Source organism: Actinomycetospora sp. TBRC 11914 (genome assembly GCF_012933465.1).
GTDB lineage: Bacteria > Actinomycetota > Actinomycetes > Mycobacteriales > Pseudonocardiaceae > Actinomycetospora.
Window position 1 is genome coordinate 20,078 of record NZ_JABBND010000018.1, and the last position, 17,817, is coordinate 37,894.

16 protein-coding genes are annotated in these 17,817 nt (G+C 76.3%); 10 read left to right on the forward strand and 6 right to left on the reverse strand.

The window, feature by feature from the left end:
• Both HH311_RS23645 and HH311_RS23650 read left to right on the forward strand, forming a co-directional pair.
• On the forward strand, nucleotides 1-1,662 hold the full coding sequence (locus HH311_RS23645; protein ID WP_169186161.1) for a glutamate--tRNA ligase: 1,662 nt from the start codon (nucleotides 1-3) through the stop codon (nucleotides 1,660-1,662).
• A gap of 87 nt (nucleotides 1,663-1,749) precedes the next feature.
• Complete coding sequence (locus HH311_RS23650; protein ID WP_211190714.1) at nucleotides 1,750-2,799, forward strand: DUF3616 domain-containing protein; 1,050 nt, start codon at nucleotides 1,750-1,752, stop codon at nucleotides 2,797-2,799.
• 4 nt (nucleotides 2,800-2,803) lie between these two features.
• On the opposite strand, the gene HH311_RS23655 is transcribed toward HH311_RS23650, so the two are convergent.
• The 3 genes from HH311_RS23655 to HH311_RS23665 all read right to left on the reverse strand — a co-directional run bounded on the left by HH311_RS23655 (nucleotide 2,804) and on the right by HH311_RS23665 (nucleotide 7,254).
• The gene (locus HH311_RS23655) at nucleotides 2,804-3,532 is read right to left on the reverse strand and encodes a TSUP family transporter (protein ID WP_169186162.1); all 729 of its coding nucleotides are present in this window, start codon (nucleotides 3,530-3,532) and stop codon (nucleotides 2,804-2,806) included.
• A 106-nt stretch (nucleotides 3,533-3,638) separates the two neighbouring features.
• A complete protein-coding gene (locus HH311_RS23660; protein WP_169186163.1) occupies nucleotides 3,639-5,327 on the reverse strand; it encodes a DUF6777 domain-containing protein in 1,689 nt (562 codons plus the stop codon).
• 460 nt (nucleotides 5,328-5,787) lie between these two features.
• Nucleotides 5,788-7,254, reverse strand: a complete 1,467-nt coding sequence (locus tag HH311_RS23665; protein ID WP_169186164.1) for an NAD-dependent succinate-semialdehyde dehydrogenase — start codon at nucleotides 7,252-7,254, stop codon at nucleotides 5,788-5,790.
• A gap of 138 nt (nucleotides 7,255-7,392) precedes the next feature.
• Here HH311_RS23665 and HH311_RS23670 point away from each other — a divergent pair, with 138 nt between their 5' ends.
• Nucleotides 7,393-8,907: an FAD-dependent oxidoreductase gene (locus HH311_RS23670; RefSeq protein ID WP_312030359.1), complete on the forward strand. Its 1,515-nt coding sequence runs from the start codon at nucleotides 7,393-7,395 to the stop codon at nucleotides 8,905-8,907.
• Nucleotides 8,908-8,967: 60 nt separating this feature from the next.
• On the forward strand, nucleotides 8,968-9,276 hold the full coding sequence (locus HH311_RS23675; protein WP_169186165.1) for a hypothetical protein: 309 nt from the start codon (nucleotides 8,968-8,970) through the stop codon (nucleotides 9,274-9,276).
• A 62-nt stretch (nucleotides 9,277-9,338) separates the two neighbouring features.
• On the opposite strand, the gene HH311_RS23680 is transcribed toward HH311_RS23675, so the two are convergent.
• Together HH311_RS23680 and HH311_RS23685 are read right to left on the reverse strand one after the other, a co-directional pair.
• Nucleotides 9,339-10,007 (reverse strand): TVP38/TMEM64 family protein, encoded by a 669-nt coding sequence (locus tag HH311_RS23680; RefSeq protein ID WP_169186166.1) that lies wholly within the window; start codon nucleotides 10,005-10,007, stop codon nucleotides 9,339-9,341.
• 15 nt (nucleotides 10,008-10,022) lie between these two features.
• Complete coding sequence (locus HH311_RS23685; protein WP_169186167.1) at nucleotides 10,023-10,646, reverse strand: putative glycolipid-binding domain-containing protein; 624 nt, start codon at nucleotides 10,644-10,646, stop codon at nucleotides 10,023-10,025.
• Nucleotides 10,647-10,723: 77 nt separating this feature from the next.
• Between HH311_RS23685 and HH311_RS23690 the strand changes: the two genes are divergently transcribed.
• The 5 genes from HH311_RS23690 to HH311_RS23710 are packed head-to-tail and all read left to right on the forward strand — an operon-like array spanning nucleotide 10,724 to nucleotide 16,065.
• The gene (locus tag HH311_RS23690) at nucleotides 10,724-11,983 is read left to right on the forward strand and encodes a hypothetical protein (RefSeq protein ID WP_169186147.1); all 1,260 of its coding nucleotides are present in this window, start codon (nucleotides 10,724-10,726) and stop codon (nucleotides 11,981-11,983) included.
• 32 nt (nucleotides 11,984-12,015) lie between these two features.
• On the forward strand, nucleotides 12,016-12,618 hold the full coding sequence (locus HH311_RS23695) for a DUF4129 domain-containing protein (RefSeq protein ID WP_169186168.1): 603 nt from the start codon (nucleotides 12,016-12,018) through the stop codon (nucleotides 12,616-12,618).
• Nucleotides 12,615-13,775 carry a DUF4350 domain-containing protein gene (locus HH311_RS23700; RefSeq protein ID WP_169186169.1) on the forward strand — a complete coding sequence of 387 codons (1,161 nt, stop codon included), beginning with the start codon at nucleotides 12,615-12,617 and terminating at the stop codon, nucleotides 13,773-13,775. The genes HH311_RS23695 and HH311_RS23700 overlap by 4 nt, the downstream gene beginning before the upstream one ends.
• Nucleotides 13,772-14,755 (forward strand): MoxR family ATPase, encoded by a 984-nt coding sequence (locus HH311_RS23705; RefSeq protein ID WP_169186170.1) that lies wholly within the window; start codon nucleotides 13,772-13,774, stop codon nucleotides 14,753-14,755. Before HH311_RS23700 ends, HH311_RS23705 begins: the two co-directional genes overlap by 4 nt.
• The gene (locus tag HH311_RS23710) at nucleotides 14,752-16,065 is read left to right on the forward strand and encodes a DUF58 domain-containing protein (RefSeq protein WP_169186171.1); all 1,314 of its coding nucleotides are present in this window, start codon (nucleotides 14,752-14,754) and stop codon (nucleotides 16,063-16,065) included. Before HH311_RS23705 ends, HH311_RS23710 begins: the two co-directional genes overlap by 4 nt.
• Here the strand turns inward: HH311_RS23710 and HH311_RS23715 are convergent.
• On the reverse strand, nucleotides 16,062-17,012 hold the full coding sequence (locus HH311_RS23715) for a stage II sporulation protein M (RefSeq protein WP_169186172.1): 951 nt from the start codon (nucleotides 17,010-17,012) through the stop codon (nucleotides 16,062-16,064). The two genes, HH311_RS23710 and HH311_RS23715, sit on opposite strands and share 4 nt — an antisense overlap.
• Before the next feature lie 35 nt (nucleotides 17,013-17,047).
• Between HH311_RS23715 and HH311_RS23720 the strand changes: the two genes are divergently transcribed.
• Nucleotides 17,048-17,800 (forward strand): RDD family protein, encoded by a 753-nt coding sequence (locus tag HH311_RS23720; RefSeq protein WP_169186173.1) that lies wholly within the window; start codon nucleotides 17,048-17,050, stop codon nucleotides 17,798-17,800.
• The last annotated feature ends 17 nt before the right edge of the window (nucleotides 17,801-17,817 follow it).

Consider the following 17,817-nt stretch of genomic DNA (forward strand, 5'->3'; position numbering starts at 1 on the left):
GTGCTGGATCGCGCCGCCGTCGACTCGCTGTTCCCCTCCGACCTGCCCGAGACCGAGGAGTGGGAGCAGCGGTACCCGGCGCGTGACGTGCCGGACGGGGCGTTCGTGACCCGCTTCGGGCCCAGCCCCACCGGGTTCGTACACATCGGCGGGATCTACACGGCGATGGTGTCGCGCGACCTCGCGCACTCCTCGGGCGGCGTGTACTACCTGCGCATCGAGGACACCGACCAGGCGCGGGAGGTCGCCGGGGCGGACGCGCAGTTCGCCCGCGCCTTCGACGCGTTCGACCTCCGTCCCGACGAGGGCCCTACCTCCTCGACCGGCGACGGCGGGCCGTACGCCCCCTACCGCCAGTCCGAGCGCAGCACGATCTACCTCTCGTACGTCCGTGAGCTGATGCGCCGGGGCCGCGCCTACCCGGACTTCGCTACCAAGGACGAGCTCGCCGAGATCTCCGAGCGCCAGCGCACCCTCAAGCTGCCCACCGGCTACTACGGCCGCTGGGCCCCGTGGCGGGACGCCGACGACGCCGAGGTGCTCCGCCGGCTCGAGGCCGGCGACCCGTACGTGGTCCGGCTCCGCTCGGAGGGGAAGGTCGGCGAGCGGGTCGGGTTCACCGACCGGCTGCGCGGGCGCGTCGAGGCCGAGGACAACCACAACGACGTCGTGATCCTCAAGACCTCGGCCACCGAACCGCGGCTGCCCACCTACCACTTCGCCCACGCCGTCGACGACCACCTGATGCGGACCTCGCTGGTGGTGCGCGGCGACGAGTGGCTCTCCTCGGTCCCGACCCACCTGCAGCTCTTCGCCGCGCTCGGCTTCTCCCAGGTCGAGTACGCCCACCTCGCCCCGCTGATGAAGCAGGAGGGCAGCTCGCGGCGCAAGCTCTCCAAGCGCAAGGACGCCGAGGCCTCCGTCGACTTCTACCTCGAGGCCGGCTACCCCACCCCCGCCGTGCTGGCCTACCTGCGCGGGCTGGCGAACTCGCCGCTGGCCGAGCTCGGAGTCCCCGAGGCCCTGACGACCCCGCTGCGCCTCGACGAGTTCCAGTCGGCGGGCCCGCTGGTCGACACCGTCAAGCTCGCCGACATCTGCGCGGACCACGTCGCCACGCTCCCGGCGCCCGAGGTGCTCGCCGGCGTGCGCGCGTGGGCGCGGACCTACGACCCCGAGCTCGTCGAGGTGCTCGACGAGCACGAGGCGCTCGCGCTGGCCGCGATCGACGTCGAGCGGGTCGGGGTGGAGAACCCGCGCAAGGACCTCGCGCGCTGGTCGGACTTCCGGACCGCGTACGGCTTCTTCTTCCCGGCGCTGTTCACCGATGTCACCGACCCCGCCGACGAGCGCTTCGGCGGCCTCGCGCCCGAGATCGTGTACGCGCTCGCCGCCGACCTCGCGGCGGTCTACACCCACGAGGGCGACCAGCCCACCTGGTTCCAGCAGATCCGCGACCTCGCCGAGCGGCACGGGTTCGCGCCCAACCCGAAGACGTACAAGAAGGACCCCGACGCCTACGCGGGCATGCTGCGCGACGCCGCGAACGTCGTGCGGGTCCTCGTCACGGGCGCGCAGCGCAGCCCCGACCTCTACGAGGTGACCCGGGTGCTCGGCGCGGAGGAGGTCGTGCGGCGCCTGGAGGCACTGGAGCGCCCGTGAGCAGCGCCGCTTCGTGACGGGCCGCTTCGTGACGGATGTCCCCGATGACCGGATGATGGGGTTCCGGACGTCACGAGGGGATCCGCCGTGCCCACGACCCGCACCACGCTGCACCTCGCCGAGCACACCCACACCTACGGGCTGAGCCTCTCCGGGCTCGCCGTCTCCGGCGACACCATGCTGCTCGCCCCCGACGAGGGCGCCGCGCTGGTCCGCCTCACCCGCCTCGCCGACGGCAGCTGGGGCGACCCGGTGGAGCTGCCGCTGGCCGACGCCGTGGACCTCCCGGGGGATCCCGACGACGAGGTCGACGTCGAGGGGATCGACGTCCAGGGCTCGCTGCGCGACGGACTGCTGTGGGTCACCGGCTCGCACTCGGTTCGGCGGAAGCGGGTCAAGCGGCACACGCCCCCGTCGGAGGTGCTGGACCGCCTGGCCCGGCTCTCCGCCGAGAAGCCCCGCCGGGTGCTCGCGCGGCTGCCGATCGCCGACGGGCGCCCGGTACTCGGGGCGGGCGCGCGCCTGCCGTCGGGGAAGCGCGGCCTGGTCGGGGCCCTCGCCGACGACGAGCACCTCGGTCCCTTCCTGCGCATCCCCGGCAAGGACAACGGGTTCGACGTCGAGGGGCTCGCCGCCCTGGGCGACCCGGCGGAGGTCACGACGGTGCTGCTGGGCCTGCGGGGCCCCGTCCTGCGGGGCTGGGCGGTGCTCCTGCGGCTCGAGCTCGGCCCGGGGGAGGACCCGGGGGAGCTCGCGCTGCGCTCCGTCGCCAAGCACGTGGTCGACCTCGGCGGGCTCGGCGTCCGCGACCTGGCCCGCGACGGCGACGACCTGCTCGTGCTGGCCGGACCGACGATGGTCCTCTCCCGGCCCGCCCGGGTGCTCCGGCTCCGCGGCGCCGCCGTCCCCGGCGCGCTGCCCGAGGTCGTGTTCGCCCGCGACCTCGACACCGTGTGCGAGCTCGCGCCCGGCGACGGTGAGGACCACCCGGAGGCGATCGCGATCGTCGGGGAGGACTCGCTGCTGGTCCTGCACGACAGCCCGGCCCCGGACCGGGTCGGGGCCCACTCGGTGCAGGGGGACCTGCTGACCGGGCTGGGGCGCGGCGCGGCGCCGGCCGCCCGCTTCGTCGTGTGAGGTCTCAGAGCGTCAGCAGCCCGCGCACCACGGTCGCCGCCGCGCCCGCCGTCGCGACCGCGAGCAGGAGGCGCCGCCCGGCCACCGGCCCGAGCCGACGCGAGACCGGACCGCCGGCCGCCACGCCGATCACCAGTGCGGCCGCGCCCACGGTCCAGGTCGCGGCGTCGAGGTCCGGGAGGCCCTTGAGCAGCAGCGAGACGACGTTGATCGCCAGCAGCACCACCTGGGCGGTGGGGACGAGCACCGTGCGGTCCCACTGCTGCGCGATGCCGTAGGCCGAGACGAGCGGCCCGCCGACCCCGGCCGCGGCGTTGACGAAGCCCGCCGCGAGCCCCGAACCGACCGCGCCCGGGAACCCCCGCAGCACCGCACCGGCCTGCGGCAGCACCGCGAGCCCGATGCCGACCAGGGCGAGCAGCCCGACGACGATCTCCAGGGGCGCGGCGGGCAGAGCATCGACGAGCAGCGCGCCCGCCGGCACGCCGACCGCGGCGCCGAGCAGGAGCGCGCCCGCCGCGCCCCACCGGGTGGCCCGCCAGGTCCCGGCGAGCACCAGGAGGCAGAGCACGGTCTGCAGCGCGTTCCCGAAGGAGACCCCGTCCTGCGGTCCGAGCGCCGCGACGAGGAACGGGGCGCCGACGAGGGCCAGGCCGAGCCCGGTGGTGCGCTGCAGGGCCGCCCCACCGGCGACCGGGATCCCGACCAGCAGGGCGGTCAGGACCGGGTTCACGCCCGGCATCGTCCCGTGCGCCGCGCACACGGGTTGGACCCGGGGACGACGACGGCCCCCGGCACCGCCGCGGGTGCCGAGGGCCGTCGGGGCCGGATCGCCTGTGTCAGCCGCCGGAGGTCGAGCTCCCGCTGCCGGAACCGCTGCCCGAGCTGCTCCCGGAGCCCGACGAGCCGCCCGACGAGCCGCTGCTCCCGGTCGAGCCGCTGCCGGTCGAGCCGCTGCCGCCGCCGCTCGTGCTGGTCCCGGTGCCCGAGCTCGTGGACGAGCCCTCGGTCGACGTGCCGGTCGTGCCGGTTCCCTCCTTCGGCGCCGGGCACGCCGGGGTCACCGGGTCACCGGGCTTGCAGACCGTCACGTTCGACGCCGGCGGGCAGGCGTTGTCGGCGACCGCGCCGGCGGGGACGGCGCAGTTCGGCTGGCCCGGCTGGCCGGGCTGCCCCGGCTGGGCCGGCGTGCCCTGGCCGGTCTGGCCCTGACCCGTCGTGCCGGTCTGACCCGTCTGGCCGTTCTGCGCCACCTCGCCGCCGACCGTGCCGTTCGCGTTCTTGAACGTCTCGTCGATCTTGGCGTCCGGCGGTGGCGTGTTGTTGCCGTTCTGGTCGACCTTCCCGCCGTTCGGCAGGGGGACGTCGCCGCGCGGCGTGCCGTTCGGGTTGAACACCTGGGTGCTCGGCGGCTGGGTGAACGACCCGTCCGGCCCGACGACGGCGCCCGGCGGGATCGTCGTGGTGGACCGCGGCGTCCCGTTCGGGTTCAGGATCTGGACCTTGCCGTTCTGTCCCGGCGTCACGAGGGTCACGGAGCCGTCGTAGTTGAAGACGACCAGCTGCCCGTTGTTGAGCACCTTCGTCTGGCCGTCCACCACCTGACCGTTGATGACGATCGGGGTCCGCGTGGTGCCGTCGACGTTGAGGATCGTGCCGTTGGGCAGCTTGTGCCCGCCGTCGGGCAACGTCTGCGTGCCCGGCGGCAGCTGCGCCACCACCTTCGGCGGGACGACCTTGCCGTTGGCGTCGATGATGCGGCCGTCGGAGAGAGTGACCGTGCCGTCGTAGTTGCGCGTGCCGGTCAGGACCAGCTGGCCGCCCTCGGTCGTCGGCGGGCCCGGGTTCTTCTTCGGGTCCGGGTTCGGCGGCATCGGCTTCGGGCCCGGGGTGTTCGTGCCGGGGTTGACCACGACGATCTGGGTGATCGGCGCCGGGGCCGGTGTCACGATGATCGTGCGCTCCTTGGCCCAGCCGTTCCACGGGACGCCGACATAGGAGCCCGAGTCGTTCGACGCGGTCGGCGCGCCCAGCGGGTCGCCGTTGTAGCACTTGACCGTCGGCTCGCCGTAGCTGTTGACCAGCGTCGCGGTGCCCGCCTGAAGCACCGCGGGGTAGGGCTGGAACTGCCCGTCGGCGTACCCGTACTCGGTCACCGCGGTGTCGGCGCGCAGCGTGACCGCGGCGAGGGTGTTGACGAACCCGCCGATGCCGCCCGCGTCGATGCCCAGCGGCTTCGCCCACGCCGAAGCCCGGGCCGGGTCGGCGGTGAGCTGGTTGACCAGCGAGGCGGTGTCACACGAGGCCTTCGCCGGGTCCTGGGCGTAGAGGCCGCCGGTGTTGCCGGGCTGCGTGCCCTGGGCGTTGGCCGGGGCGACCACGCCGGCGGTGTCCTGGCCCACCGGCGCCGTGAACGGCGAGGGACCGGCCGTGGAGGTCGCCTCGAGCTGCACCTGGGCGGCCTGGGCGCTGGAGGTCCCGGCCAGCGCGAACCAGGCGACCCCGCCGACGACCAGCAGCGCGACCACGCCGACGGCGATCCAGATCCGCGTCCGCGACGACCCCGACCGCGGGCGCTTCCCACCGAGCGACGGGGGAGGGGAGCCCGCGCCCGGGGGCGGCGGGACCCCGGGCCCCCCGGGACCCGGGAACCCGCCGCTCGGCGGTCCCCACTGCTGGGGGACCGGCGGGGCGGAGTGCGGGGCAGTGGCCGAGGACGCCGAGCCGAACCCCCCGGTCGTCGGGGGTGGCGTCGGTGCCCCGCCGCCCCCCAGCGGCGAGTACCTCGGCGTCCATCCCGACGGATCCACCCCGCCCGGCGACGAGTCCTGACCCATCCCGGCCCTCCCCACGCTGCTCCGGCGCCAGGTGACACACGTCACCGGTCGCCGCGCAGGATGCCGGTCCGGTTCGTCCCCGTATGCCGTAGTGGACTACTGCACTTCGGAGTGGATCACCGTGACCACGCAGCGTGATCGGTTGGGACGGCTACACGTTCATCGCGACGTACTTGATCTCGAGGTACTCGTCGATCCCGACGTCGCCGCCCTCGCGGCCGAGGCCGGACTGCTTCCAGCCGCCGAACGGGGCGCCCGCGTTGGAGACCATGCCCTGGTTGAGGCCCACCATGCCCGCCTCGAGGCGCTCGGAGAGCCGGACCGCCCGCTGCAGGTCCCTGGTGTAGAGGTAGCTGACCAGCCCGAACTCGGTGTCGTTGGCCGCGCGCACCGCCTCGTCGTCGTCGGTGAAGGTGAACACGGGCGCCACCGGCCCGAAGATCTCCTCCTTCACCAGGCGGGCCGAGGTGGGCACGTCGGCGAGCACCGTGGGCGGGTAGAAGTAGCCCGCGCCCGAGGGCACCTCGCCGCCGGTGCGGACCTTCGCGCCCTTCTGCACGGCGTCGTCGACGAGCTCGGCGACCTTGTCGCGCTGGTCGGCCTCCACGAGCGGACCGACCTCCACCCCCTCGTCCACGCCGCGGCCGATCGTCATCGACCCCATGCGGTCGGTCAGCTTCTTGGTGAACTCCTCGGCGACGTCGGAGTGCACGTAGAACCGGTTGGCCGCGGTGCAGGCCTCGCCGATGTTGCGCATCTTGGCGAGCATCGCGCCCTCGACCGCAGCGTCCACGTCGGCGTCCGCGCACACGATGAAGGGCGCGTTCCCGCCGAGCTCCATGGAGGTCTTCAGCACCTGCTGCGCCGACTGCTCGATGAGCTTCCGGCCCACCTCGGTGGAGCCGGTGAACGACAGCTTGCGGATGCGGCCGTCGGCGATCAGCGGGCCCATGACCTTGCCGGTCGACTTCGTCGTGATGACGTTGAGGACGCCCTCGGGGAGGCCCGCCTGGGCGAGGATGTCGGCGAGCTTGAGGATCGTCAGCGGGGTGAGGGCCGCCGGCTTGATCACCATGGTGCAGCCGGCCGCGATCGCCGGGCCGATCTTGCGGGTGCCCATCGCCAGCGGGAAGTTCCACGGGGTGATCAGCAGGCACGGCCCGATCGGCTGGCGCATGACCAGCACCCGGCCGTTGCCGGTCGCGTTGACCTTCCACTCGCCGGAGATCCGCACGGCCTCCTCGGAGAACCAGCGGAAGAACTCGGCGGCGTAGGTGATCTCGGCCTTCGACTCCGCGAGCGGCTTGCCCATCTCCAGGGTCATGAGCACCGCGATGTCGTCGGCCTGCTCGGTGATCATCTCGAAGGCGCGCCGGAGGATCTCGCCGCGCTCGCGGGGGGCCGTGGCGGCCCAGTCGGCCTGGGCCTTCTGCGCCGCGTCCAGGGCGGCCATGCCGTCGTCGGGGGAGGCGTCGGCCACGTCGCAGAGGATCTCGCCGGTGGACGGGTCCTCGACCGGGAAGGTCCTGCCCTCCGCCGCGTCACGCTCCCGGCCGCCGATCAGCAGCTTCTTCGGGACGTCCTCGATGATGCGGCGCTCCCGTGCGGCGTCAGCCATGGCGTGCTCCAGCTCCCCTCGACCGCCCCCGGCCCGCCCGGGGCGTCCGGCCGGTGAGGTGCCCCGTCGGCCGGTCCTCCACACCGGGCCGGGGCCGCGCGGCGCGCCGATCCCGCGGGTCCTGCCTAGGCTCGGCGGGTGTTCTCCCCGCGCGTCGTCGTCCCTGGCCGCCCCGACCTGCCCTCCCGTGTCCCCGAGGACGCCGGGACGGCCGTCGTCGTCGGGGGCGGGATCGCGGGGATCAGCGCGGCGCTGGTGCTGGCCGAGCGCGGCGTGCCCGTGGAGATCCTCGAGGCCGCGCCGGCGCTGGGTGGCCGGTTGGGGACGTGGCCGCGGACCCTGCCCGACGGCACCACGGTCACCGTCGAGCACGGGTACCACGGGTTCTTCCGGCAGTACTACAACCTCCGGGCGATCCTGCGCCGGCTCGACCCCGAGCTCGGCTTCCTGCGCGACGTCGGCGGCTACCCCATCGAGGGCCGGGACCCGGAGTGGGCGCCGGAGGACTTCACCGACCTGCCCCGGGTGCCGCTGGCGAACCTCGCCGCCCTGGTGTGGCGCTCGCCGAGCTTCCGGCTGCGCGACCTGCGCCGGGTCGACGGCCGGGAGGCGCTCGAGATGCTGCGCTACGACCCGGTGACGACCTTCGCGAAGCACGACCACCGCACCACCGCCGACCTCCTGGACTCCCTCGGCTTCTCCGAGCGCGGCCGGGCGATGCTCTTCGAGGTCTTCGCGCACTCCTTCTTCAACACCGAGCAGCGCTACTCGGCGGCCGAGTTCCTCGCGATGTGCCACTTCTACTTCACGGGCAACCCCGAGGGCCTCGCGATGGACGCCCCCCGCGACCAGTACGCGACCACGCTCTGGGAACCCTTCACCCGCCTGCTCGAGAAGCACGGGGTGACGGTCACGACGGGGGCCCGCGCGACCGTCGTCGTCAGCGGCCCGTCCGGATGGTCGGTCGGGGTCGAGGGAGGCCCGACGCGGACCGCGCGCCACCTCGTCGTCGCCACCGACGTGCCGGGCACGCGGGCGCTGTTCGAGCGCTCGCCGGGCTTCCCGACGACGGCGCCCCGCCTCGCCGGGCAGGTGGCCGAGCTGCCGGGCGGCGAGCCGTACGTGGTGGCGCGGCTGTGGTGCCGCGGCGACGTCGACGCCTCGCACGCCCCGTTCACCGGCGTGACCCGCGAGCGGGTGCTCGACTCGGTGACGCTGTTCCACCGGCTCGAGGCCGAGTCCGCGGCGTGGGCGCGGGAGGCGGGCGGGTCGGTCATCGAGCTGCACTCCTACGCGTGCCCCCCGGAGGCGTCGCTGGAGGAGCTCGTCGCGGCCATGCGCACCGAGCTCACCGCGCTGTGGCCCGAGTTCGCGGGCCTCGAGGTGCTCGACGTCGACACCCACCGCTATACCAACGCGCCCGGCTTCGACCCGGGGTTCCACCCGCGGCGGCCCGGGGTGCTCACCGATGCCCGCGGTCTGCGCCTCGCCGGGGACTGGGTGGCCAGCGACGTGCCGTCCGCGCTCATGGAGCGGGCGGCCCTCACCGGGGTGCTGGCCGCGAACGACGTCCTGCGCGAGGAGGGCGCCGGCCCGGAACCGGTGTGGTCGATCGCGCCACGCGGCATCCTTGCGGGACGCACCCGGACGTGATCACCACCAGGCGCTAGGGTGCTCGCGCACCGGCGGACGAGCGACGAGGAGAGAACTGGCGTGCGAACCCGACGGACGGTGTCCTGGGCCAGGGCGGGAGCCGCGGCGGTCGTGGCGGCCGCGGCGGCCACCGTGCTCGCGGGCTGCACCTACTCGGCCGAGCCGGCGCCGGACCAGCCGTCGAGCCCGGCCGGCTACTCCACGTCCGGTTTCCCGGCGCCCGGCCCCGCCCCGGTGCCCGGCCGGATCACCCCGGCCCCGGTGGCGCCGCCCCAGCCGGCGAACCTGCCGAAGCCGGCGTCGGTCCCGGAGCCCACGCGCGGCCCGGCCGAGACCGGCACCCCCGCCCCGGAGCCCTCGGGCGGCTGATCAGGCCTGAGGGTCACGAGCCCGACCCGGGCGGGCGCAGGCGCGGCCTGACGTGCTGACGATCATCCGGGCGCGTCGGGCTCGGGCGCCTCGTCCGGACCGGGCGTCCGGCGGCGTCCGCGCGCCGAGACGATGACGCCGATCGCCCCCAGGGTCCCCGTCACCAGCAGGATCACGATCATCGCGGGCGACGTTCCGCCGGTGACCGCGTCGCCGAGCAGCACGACGACGGCCGTCCCCGGTACGAGCCCGACGAGCGTGCCGACCACGTAGGCCGGCCAGCCGACGCTCGTCACGCCCAGGGTGTAGTTCAGCGGCGCGAACGGGATCCCGACCAACCGGGTCGAGGTCACCGTCAGCAGCTCCCGCTCGCAGAGCCGTTCCTCCAGTGCCCGGACCCGGTGCGGGCCGAGCCGGGCGATCGCCCGGCCGCCGAGCCGGCGGGCGATCGCGAAGCCGAGCAGCGCGGACACCAACGACGCCCCGACGGCGAGCGCCAGCCCCCACACCGGCCCGAACATCAGGCCCGCCGCGAGCGTGAAGGCGGTGCGGGGGACGGGGGTCGTGGTGATGATCGCGTGGGCGAGGAAGAACACCAGCGGCGCGGTCGGCCCGAGCCGGACCGCCCAGTCCCGGAGCTCGAGCGGCGAGGGCAGCGGGACGGTGAAGGCGACGACGAGGGCAGCCGCCAGCACCGCGAGCAACAGCAGCGCGCGCGTCCGGTTCCGCACGTGGAGCCAGCCTAGTCAGGCGACCCGGGCGAACAGGCCCTGGTACTCACGGACGATGCCGCGTGGATCGACGGTGAACAGGAAGGAACCGTAGGTCGGGTCGGCGTACACGTACCGCTGGCCGGCGTCGTCGTCGGGCTCGCGCCGGTAGGTCTGGGTGACCCGCGCGACCGCGAGGGACGGGACGTCGAGCCAGGCGACGTCCACGCTGCGCTCCTCGCCGACGTCGAGCCCGAGGCGCGCCACGACCAGGGTGTTCGTCAGCGGGGAGATGGAGACGTCGACGTCGACACAGCCCTCGAGGTCGGCCCAGTCCCGCCCGTCGAGCGTCCAGTGGCCCAGGGCGTCCGCGGTGAGGGTCACCCGGTCGAGACCGTCGGCGCCGAGGACCTCCACGAAGCAGGAACGGGTCTGCCACCGGGAGTCGACCACCACGGAGAAGCGGGTCGACCACGGCCGCGGCGCCTCCTGCTCGCCGATCGGACCCGTGTCCTCCCCGGCGTCCGTCCCGATCGCCGCGCCGTCGAGGAGGAAGGCGCCGTCGGGGTGGTCCGGGGTGGGCTCGAGCTCGGAGATCGCGCCGTGGACGAGGCCGTGGGGTTCGTCGAGGCGGCGCCACAGTGCGGAGATCGGGGCCACCGCGACATGGTGGCACGATCGGGACGGGGCCAGACGCGCACCGGCGACCACGGGCGCGGGGACAGGAAGGTGGCGTGGTGAGCGAGCCGGAGGACCGTCGTCGCGACGACGGGGGCACCGACCCGGAGCCCGGTGCGGTACCGCCCTGGGACCCGTCCCGGGGCAGGGGCGCCCCCGCGAGCGGGCCCGCGTCCGGCGGTTGGCAGAGCCCCGGCTCCGTCCCGAGCAGCCCGAACGGCCCCAGCGGCCCGACCGGCCCCAGCGGCCCGACCGGCCCCAGCGGCCCGACCGGCTCCGGCGGCCTGACCGGCCCGTCCGGTCCGCCTCCCGGAGGGCCAGCCCACCGACCCGGCCGGCCCGGCGACCCGTGGGGCTTCGGCGGCCCGTTGGCCGCGCCCCGCCCCGGGATCGTGCCGCTGCGGCCCCTCGCCCTCGGCGAGCTCCTCGACGGCGCCTTCCAGTACATCCGGGCGCACCCGCGGGTCGTGCTCGGCATCGCCGCCGTCGTCGCCGTCGTCACGGTGCTGATCCAGGCGCCGTTCCAGGCCTCCTTCGGGAGCTCGCTCGAGGCGTTCGTGGCCACGAACGGGAACAGCGCCCCCGACCTCGACCAGCTCGGCGGGGTGCTGGGCGGGGCCGTCACCCTCGCCGGCATCGGGGTGCTGATCAGCCTGCTGGCGAACACGGTGCTGACCGGGCTGCTCGTCGTCGTGCTCTCCCGGTCGGTGCTCGGCGCGCCGATCGTCGCGCGCGACTGCTGGGAGGCGGCCCGCCCGCGGCTGCCGGGCCTGCTCGGCGTCGTCGTCCTCGTGGCGCTGGCGACCGTGCTCGCGTTCCTCGTCCCGCTGGTGCCCGCCGGGCTGCTGGCGCTCTTCGGCGCCCCGGCCGGGCTGGCGGCGGGGCTCGCCGTCCTCGGGCTGCTCGTCGGGATCGTCCTGGCCGTCGTCGTGGCGGTCGGGCTGGCGCTCGCCGCGCCCGCCTACGTGCTCGAGGGCGTCGGGGTGGTCGCGGCGCTGCGGCGGTCGCGCTCGCTCGTGACCGGGCGGTTCTGGCCCGTCCTGGGGATCCTGGTGCTCAGCGCGATCATCGTCACGGTGGTCGCCGGGCTCGTCGGGATCCCGTTCAGCCTGGTCGCGACCGGGGTCGGTCGGGCCATCGGCGAACCCAACCCCTACGCGCCGCTGCCGCTGCTGATCACCTCGATCGGCACCGTCGTCGGCGCGACCCTCACCACGCCGTTCCAGGCCGGGGTCACCGGCCTGCTCTACATCGACCAGCGGATGCGCCGCGAGGGCTTCGACCTCGAGCTGCAGCGGGCCGCCCGCGAGCAGGGCTAGGCCCGGTGCCCCCCGTGCCACCCGGGCCACCGGTGACGGTGGGGGCCGACGAGGCCCGTCGGCTCGCCGCGCAGGAACTGGCGAAGCCCGCTTACCGGGCGGCCGAGCCGGGCGTCCTCGCGCGGGCGGGACGGTGGCTGCTCGACCGCGTCGGGGACCTCGTCGCGCTGCTCACCGGCACCCGTGCCGGCGGGGCGGGCGGGGTGCTCGTCGTGGTGGCCCTCGTCGTCGTGCTGGTGCTCGTCGTCCGGTGGCGCCTGGGACGGGCCGCCCGGACGGCCCGCCGTCGCGCCGCCCCGCTCGACCCGACCGGGACCAGCGCCGAGGCCCACCGCCGCCGCGCGGCCGAGCACGAGGCGGCCGGCAGGCCCGACGACGCCGTCCGCGAGTGGATGCGCGCCCTCGTCCGGGGCCTCGAGGAGCGCGACCTGCTCGCCGCCCGCGCCGGGTGCACCGCCGGGGAGGCCGCCCGCGAGGTCACGACGACGCTGCCCGGCGCGGCCGGGGCCGTCACCGACGCGGCCCGCTGCTTCGACGAGGTCGTCTACGGCGGCCGCGCCGCCGACCCCGACGCCGTGGCCCGGATACGGGGCGCGGACGAGGCCGCGCGGGCCACCCGCCCGGTGGCCGCGTGAGGGCAGCCCTCGCGACCCGCCTGCGCCGGGCCCGCGCGCCGCTGGCCGTCGCCGCGCTGGTGCTCGCGGCCGCCGTGGTGCTCACCGTGCTCGGCACCCGCGCCGACCGGGGCCTGCTCGACCCCGACTCCGCCGACCCCGCGGGCTCGGCCGCCCTCGCGGCGCTGCTGCGCGGGCAGGGGGTCACGGTCACCCCGGCCGACCGCCCGGAGGCGCTCGGCACGCTCGACGCCGCCAGCACCGTGCTCGTCACCGTCCCGGACCGGCTGCGCCGCGCCGACCTCGCCACGCTCGCCCGCTCGGGGGCGCGCGTGGTGCTCGTCGCGCCCGGACCGGCGGCGCTCGAGGCGCTGGCGCCCGGTGTCCGGCCGGGCGAGGCGCCGCCGGGCCTGCTCGACACCGAGACCCCGCCGCCCGCCTGCGGGATCCCCGCGGCCCTCGCCGCCGGCCCCGTCGACCTCGACGGCGCCGTCTACACGACCACCCCGCCGGCCGTCGGCTGCTACCCGCGCGGGACGACGACCGGTCTGGCGGTGAGTGGGCGCACCACCGTCGTCGGGGCCGCCACCCCGTTCACCAACGAGGCACTGGACCGCGCCGGGAACGCCGCCCTGACCCTGCAGCTCCTCGGCGCGACGCCCCGGCTGCTCTGGTACGTGCCGCCGGTGCTGCCCGACGCCGGCGGGACGACGCCGCTCGTGCGCCTCGTCCCGCCCGGCTGGCTCTGGGGCGCGGTGACCCTGCTGCTCGCCGGCGTCGTGACCGCGTGGTGGCGCGGCCGGCGGCTCGGCCCGCCGGTGGCCGAGCGGCTCCCCGTGCGGGTGCCCGCCGCGGAGACCACCCGGGGCCGCGCCGGGCTCTACCGCCGGCTCGGCGCGCGGGGACGGGCCGCGGACGTGCTCCGCGACGACGCCCGCCGGCGGCTGGCGGCCCGACTCGGGCTCGGACCGGGCGGGTCGGGGGACGCCCTGGTCGCCGCGGTCGCGGGCGCAGCGCCCGGATACGACCCGGCCGCCGTCGCCGACCTGCTCCACGGCGCGGCGCCCGTCGACGACGCCGCCCTCGTCGCGCTCGCCGACGCGCTCGACGCGCTGCGGGCCGCCGTCGGGACCACGTCGGGCCGGGTGCCGGCCGGGGGAGAGGGGGATCCGGGGTGAGCAGCGAGCAGGCGCCCGGCGGCGTCGGTCCGCAGGAGGCGCGCGCGGCCCTGACCGCGCTGCGCGGGGAGGTGGCCAAGGCCGTCGTCGGGCACGACGCGGCCGTCACCGGGCTGGTCATCGCGCTGCTCTGCCGGCGGCACGTGCTGCTCGAGGGCGTGCCCGGCGTCGCGAAGACCCTGCTGGTCCGCGCGGTCGCCGCGGCGTCGTCGCTGGAGGACCGCCGGGTGCAGTTCACGCCCGACCTGATGCCCGGCGACGTCACCGGCTCCCTCGTCTACGACGCCCGCACCGCCGCGTTCGACTTCCGCCCGGGCCCGGTGTTCACCAACCTGCTGCTCGCCGACGAGATCAACCGGACCCCGCCCAAGACGCAAGCGTCGCTGCTGGAGGCCATGGAGGAGTTCCAGGTCTCGGTCGACGGGACGCCGCGCCCGCTGCCGGACCCGTTCGTCGTCGCCGCCACCCAGAACCCGGTCGAGTACGAGGGCACCTACCCGCTGCCCGAGGCCCAGCTCGACCGGTTCCTGCTCAAGCTCGTCCTGCCGCTGCCCCCGCGCGACGACGAGATCGCGGTGCTCGTCCGGCACGCGTCCGGCTTCGACCCGCGGGACCTCGCGGCGGCGGGGGTGCGCCCGGTCGCGGGCGCCGAGCACCTGGCGGCGGGGCGCGCGGCGGTGGCCGCGGTGTCGGCGCGCCCCGAGGTCCTGGCCTACGTGGTCGACGTGTGCCGGGCGACGCGGTCGTCGCCGTCGGTCTCGCTCGGCGCCTCCCCACGGGGTGCGACGGCGCTGCTGCTCGCCGCCCGCGCGTGGGCGTGGCTCTCGGGCCGGGACTACGTGACCCCCGACGACGTCAAGGCCCTCGCCCTGCCCGTGCTGCGCCACCGGCTGGCGCTGCGTCCCGAGGCGGAGCTCGAGGGCGTGACCGCCGACGGCGTCGTGTCCGGGGTGCTCGACACGGTGCCGGTGCCGCGGTGAGGGCCCCGGCCGTCGGCGGGCGCCTCGCGCTGCTGACGGTCGCGAGTGCGGTGCTCGTCGGGCTGCTCGCGCCCAGCGCGGTCGGGGTGCTGGGCGTGGTCGCCGTCCTGCTCGTCGGCGTCGGGGTGGACCTCGCGCGGGCCGGTTCCCCGCGGGCGCTGCAGATCACCCGCGCCGAGGACGTGGTCCAGGGCCGGCTGGGGGAGCCCGTCGAGGTCGGCCTGCGCGTGGTGAACGGCAGCGCCCGGCGGGTCCGCGGGGTGCTGCGGGACGCGTGGCCCCCGTCGTGCGCGGCGACGCCGGAGACGTCGGCGCTCGACGTGCCGGCCGGCGAGGGACGGCGGGTGACGACGACGCTGGTGCCCTCCCGGCGCGGCGAGCAGGCGGCGGACCGGGTGACCGTGCGCTCGTGGGGGCCGTGGGGGCTGGCCGCCCGGCAGTGCTCGGTGGACGTCGGGGGCCGGGTGCGGGTCCTCCCCGCGTTCGCCTCCCGCCGCCACCTGCCGTCGCGCCTGGCCCGGCTGCGCGAGCTCGACGGCCGGCGGGCGGTGCAGGTGCGCGGCGCCGGCACCGAGTTCGACTCGCTGCGGGAGTACGTCGACGGCGACGACGTGCGCTCGATCGACTGGCGGGCCTCGGCGCGCTCGACGGCGACGGTGGTCCGCACCTGGCGGCCCGAGCGCGACCGGCACGTGCTGATCGTCCTCGACACCGGCCGGACGGCGGCCGGGCTCGTGGGGAGCGGCGCGGAGGCGGTGCCGCGGCTGGACGCCGCCCTCGACGCGGCCCTGCTTCTCGCGGCGCTGGCCACCCGCGGCGGCGACCGGGTGGACCTGCTCGCCCACGACCGGGTGCCGCGGGCCTCCGTGTTCGGCGCCCGCGACCCGCTGCCGGCGATGACCACCGCCGTGTCCGGGGTGGAGGCCGCGCTGGTCGAGACCGACATGCGGGCCCTGACGGCGACGGTGCTGCGGCGCGCGTCGCGGCGCTCGCTGGTGGTGCTGCTCACCGGGCTCGACGAGGCCGTGCTCGCCGAGGGCCTCGACCCGGTGCTCGGCCCGCTGCTGCACCGGCACACGCTGCTCGTGGCCGGGGTCGCCGACCCGGAGGTGGCCGCCATGGCCGCCGGCCGGGGCGACGCGGCGGCGGTGTACGACGCGGCCGCGGCCGGGGTGGCGCTGGCGGAGCGGCGGGAGGTCGCGGCCCGGCTGGCCCGGCGGGGGGTGGAGGTCGTGGACGCCGGGCCCGACGAGCTCGCCCCGGCGCTCGCCGACCGCTACCTCGCCCTCAAGGCCCGCGGTCGGCTCTAGCGGGGGCGTCCCCGACGACGGAGGACCCGGCGGCCGTGCAGGACGTAGGCGACGAAGCCGAGCTCGGCGAGCACCCCGAGCCCGATCCGCGCCCACGTCGGGAGCCCGGACGGCGTCACGAACGCCTCGATCACCCCCGACACCAGCAGGACACCGGCGAGACCGAGCGCCAGGCCCGCCGTCGTCCGGCCCTGCCGCGCCAGCGCCTGCGCGCGGGTCTCCCGCCCGGGGTCGATCCACGTCCAACCCAGGCGCAGCCCGGCGCCCGCCGCGACGAACACCGCGGTGAGCTCGAGCAGCCCGTGCGGGACGATCAGCCCCAGGAAGAGGTCCAGCCGCCCGTTGGCGGTGAGGATCCCGCCGACGACGGCGACGTTCGCGACGTTCTGCAGCAGCACCCAGAGCACCGGCAGCAGCAGCACCCCGGTGACGAGGCAGGTGGCGGCGACCAGCGCGTTGTTCGTCCAGACCTGGGCGGCGAAGGAGCCCGCCGGGTTCGACGAGTAGTACGACGCGAACTCCTGGTCCACCAGCCGCCGCGTCTGCTCGGGGGTGGAGATCGCGGCGGCCACGCCCGGCGTCGTCGCGACCCACCACCCGAGGACCACCATCACCACCAGCGAGCACAGCGCCGTCGTCACCCACCACCGCGCCGAGGCGGCGAGCGCCGCGGGGAACTCCTCGGTGACGAACCGCAGGGGGTCGCGCCAGGACCAGGTCGGGGCCCCGGTGACCGCGGCCCGCGCCCGGGCCACCAGCGACGACAGCCGCGAGACCAGCGCCGGGTCGGGCGTCGAGGAGCGGACCACCGAGAGGGCGGTGGCGGCGCGGCGGTAGAGCACCAGGGCCTCGTCGGCCTCCTCGACGCTCCAGCGGCGGCGCCGCAGCAGCGCCTCGAGGCGCTCCCAGTCGGCCCGGTGGGCGTCGGACCAGGCGTCGACGTCCACGCGGTGCCCTCACCTCCCTGGCAGCATGGCCGGCCGTGACCCCCTCGCAGCGCGACCCGGGCGTCGTCGTCGGCGAGGCGGTCGAGCTGGAGCTGGTGCCCGCCAAGCTACCGACGCGGGCGCTGGCGTTCGCCCTGGACGCGGTGCTCGTCGGGCTGCTGCTGGTGGCCGTGGTCGTCGTCGTGGTGGTCGCCGGCGTGGAGATCGACCCGGCGCTGGCGACGGCGCTGACGGTCGTGCTGGTGGTGCTCGGGCTGGTGGCGTGGCCGACGGCCTGGGAGACGACGACGCGGGGCCGCAGCCCGGGCAAGGCCGCGTTCGGGCTGCGGGTGGTGCGCGACGACGGTGGCCCGATCCGGTTCCGGCACGCGCTGGTCCGGGCGCTCGCCGGTCTGTTCGTCGACTTCGGGCTGCTCTCCGGGGTGGTCGCGATGGTGGTCTCGGCGTGCTCCCCGCGGGCGCAGCGGGTGGGCGACCTGCTCGCGGGCACGATCGTGCTGCGCGAGCGGATGCCGCGCTCGACCCGCGCCCGGGACCTGCCGCCGCCGGACCCGGCGCTGGCCGGGTGGGCGTCGTCGCTGCAGCTCGCGGCGCTGCCCGACGACCTCGCGCTGGCCGCGCGGCAGTTCCTCGGACGGACCCGCGAGCTCGACCCGGCCGTCCGGCGCTCGCTGGGGGAGCGGCTGGCCTCCGACGTGGCCGCGCGGGTGGCCCCGCCGCCGCCGCCCGGCGTCACCGCCGAGGCCTACCTCACCGCCGTGCTGGCGGAGCGCCGCCGGCGCACGTGAACAGTTGTGGTCGCCGG

Coding starts and splice junctions, on each gene's coding strand:
- HH311_RS23665 (WP_169186164.1), bottom strand. CDS start 7,254: ATGGCTGACGCCGCACGGGAGCGCCGCATCATCGAGGACGTCCCGAAG.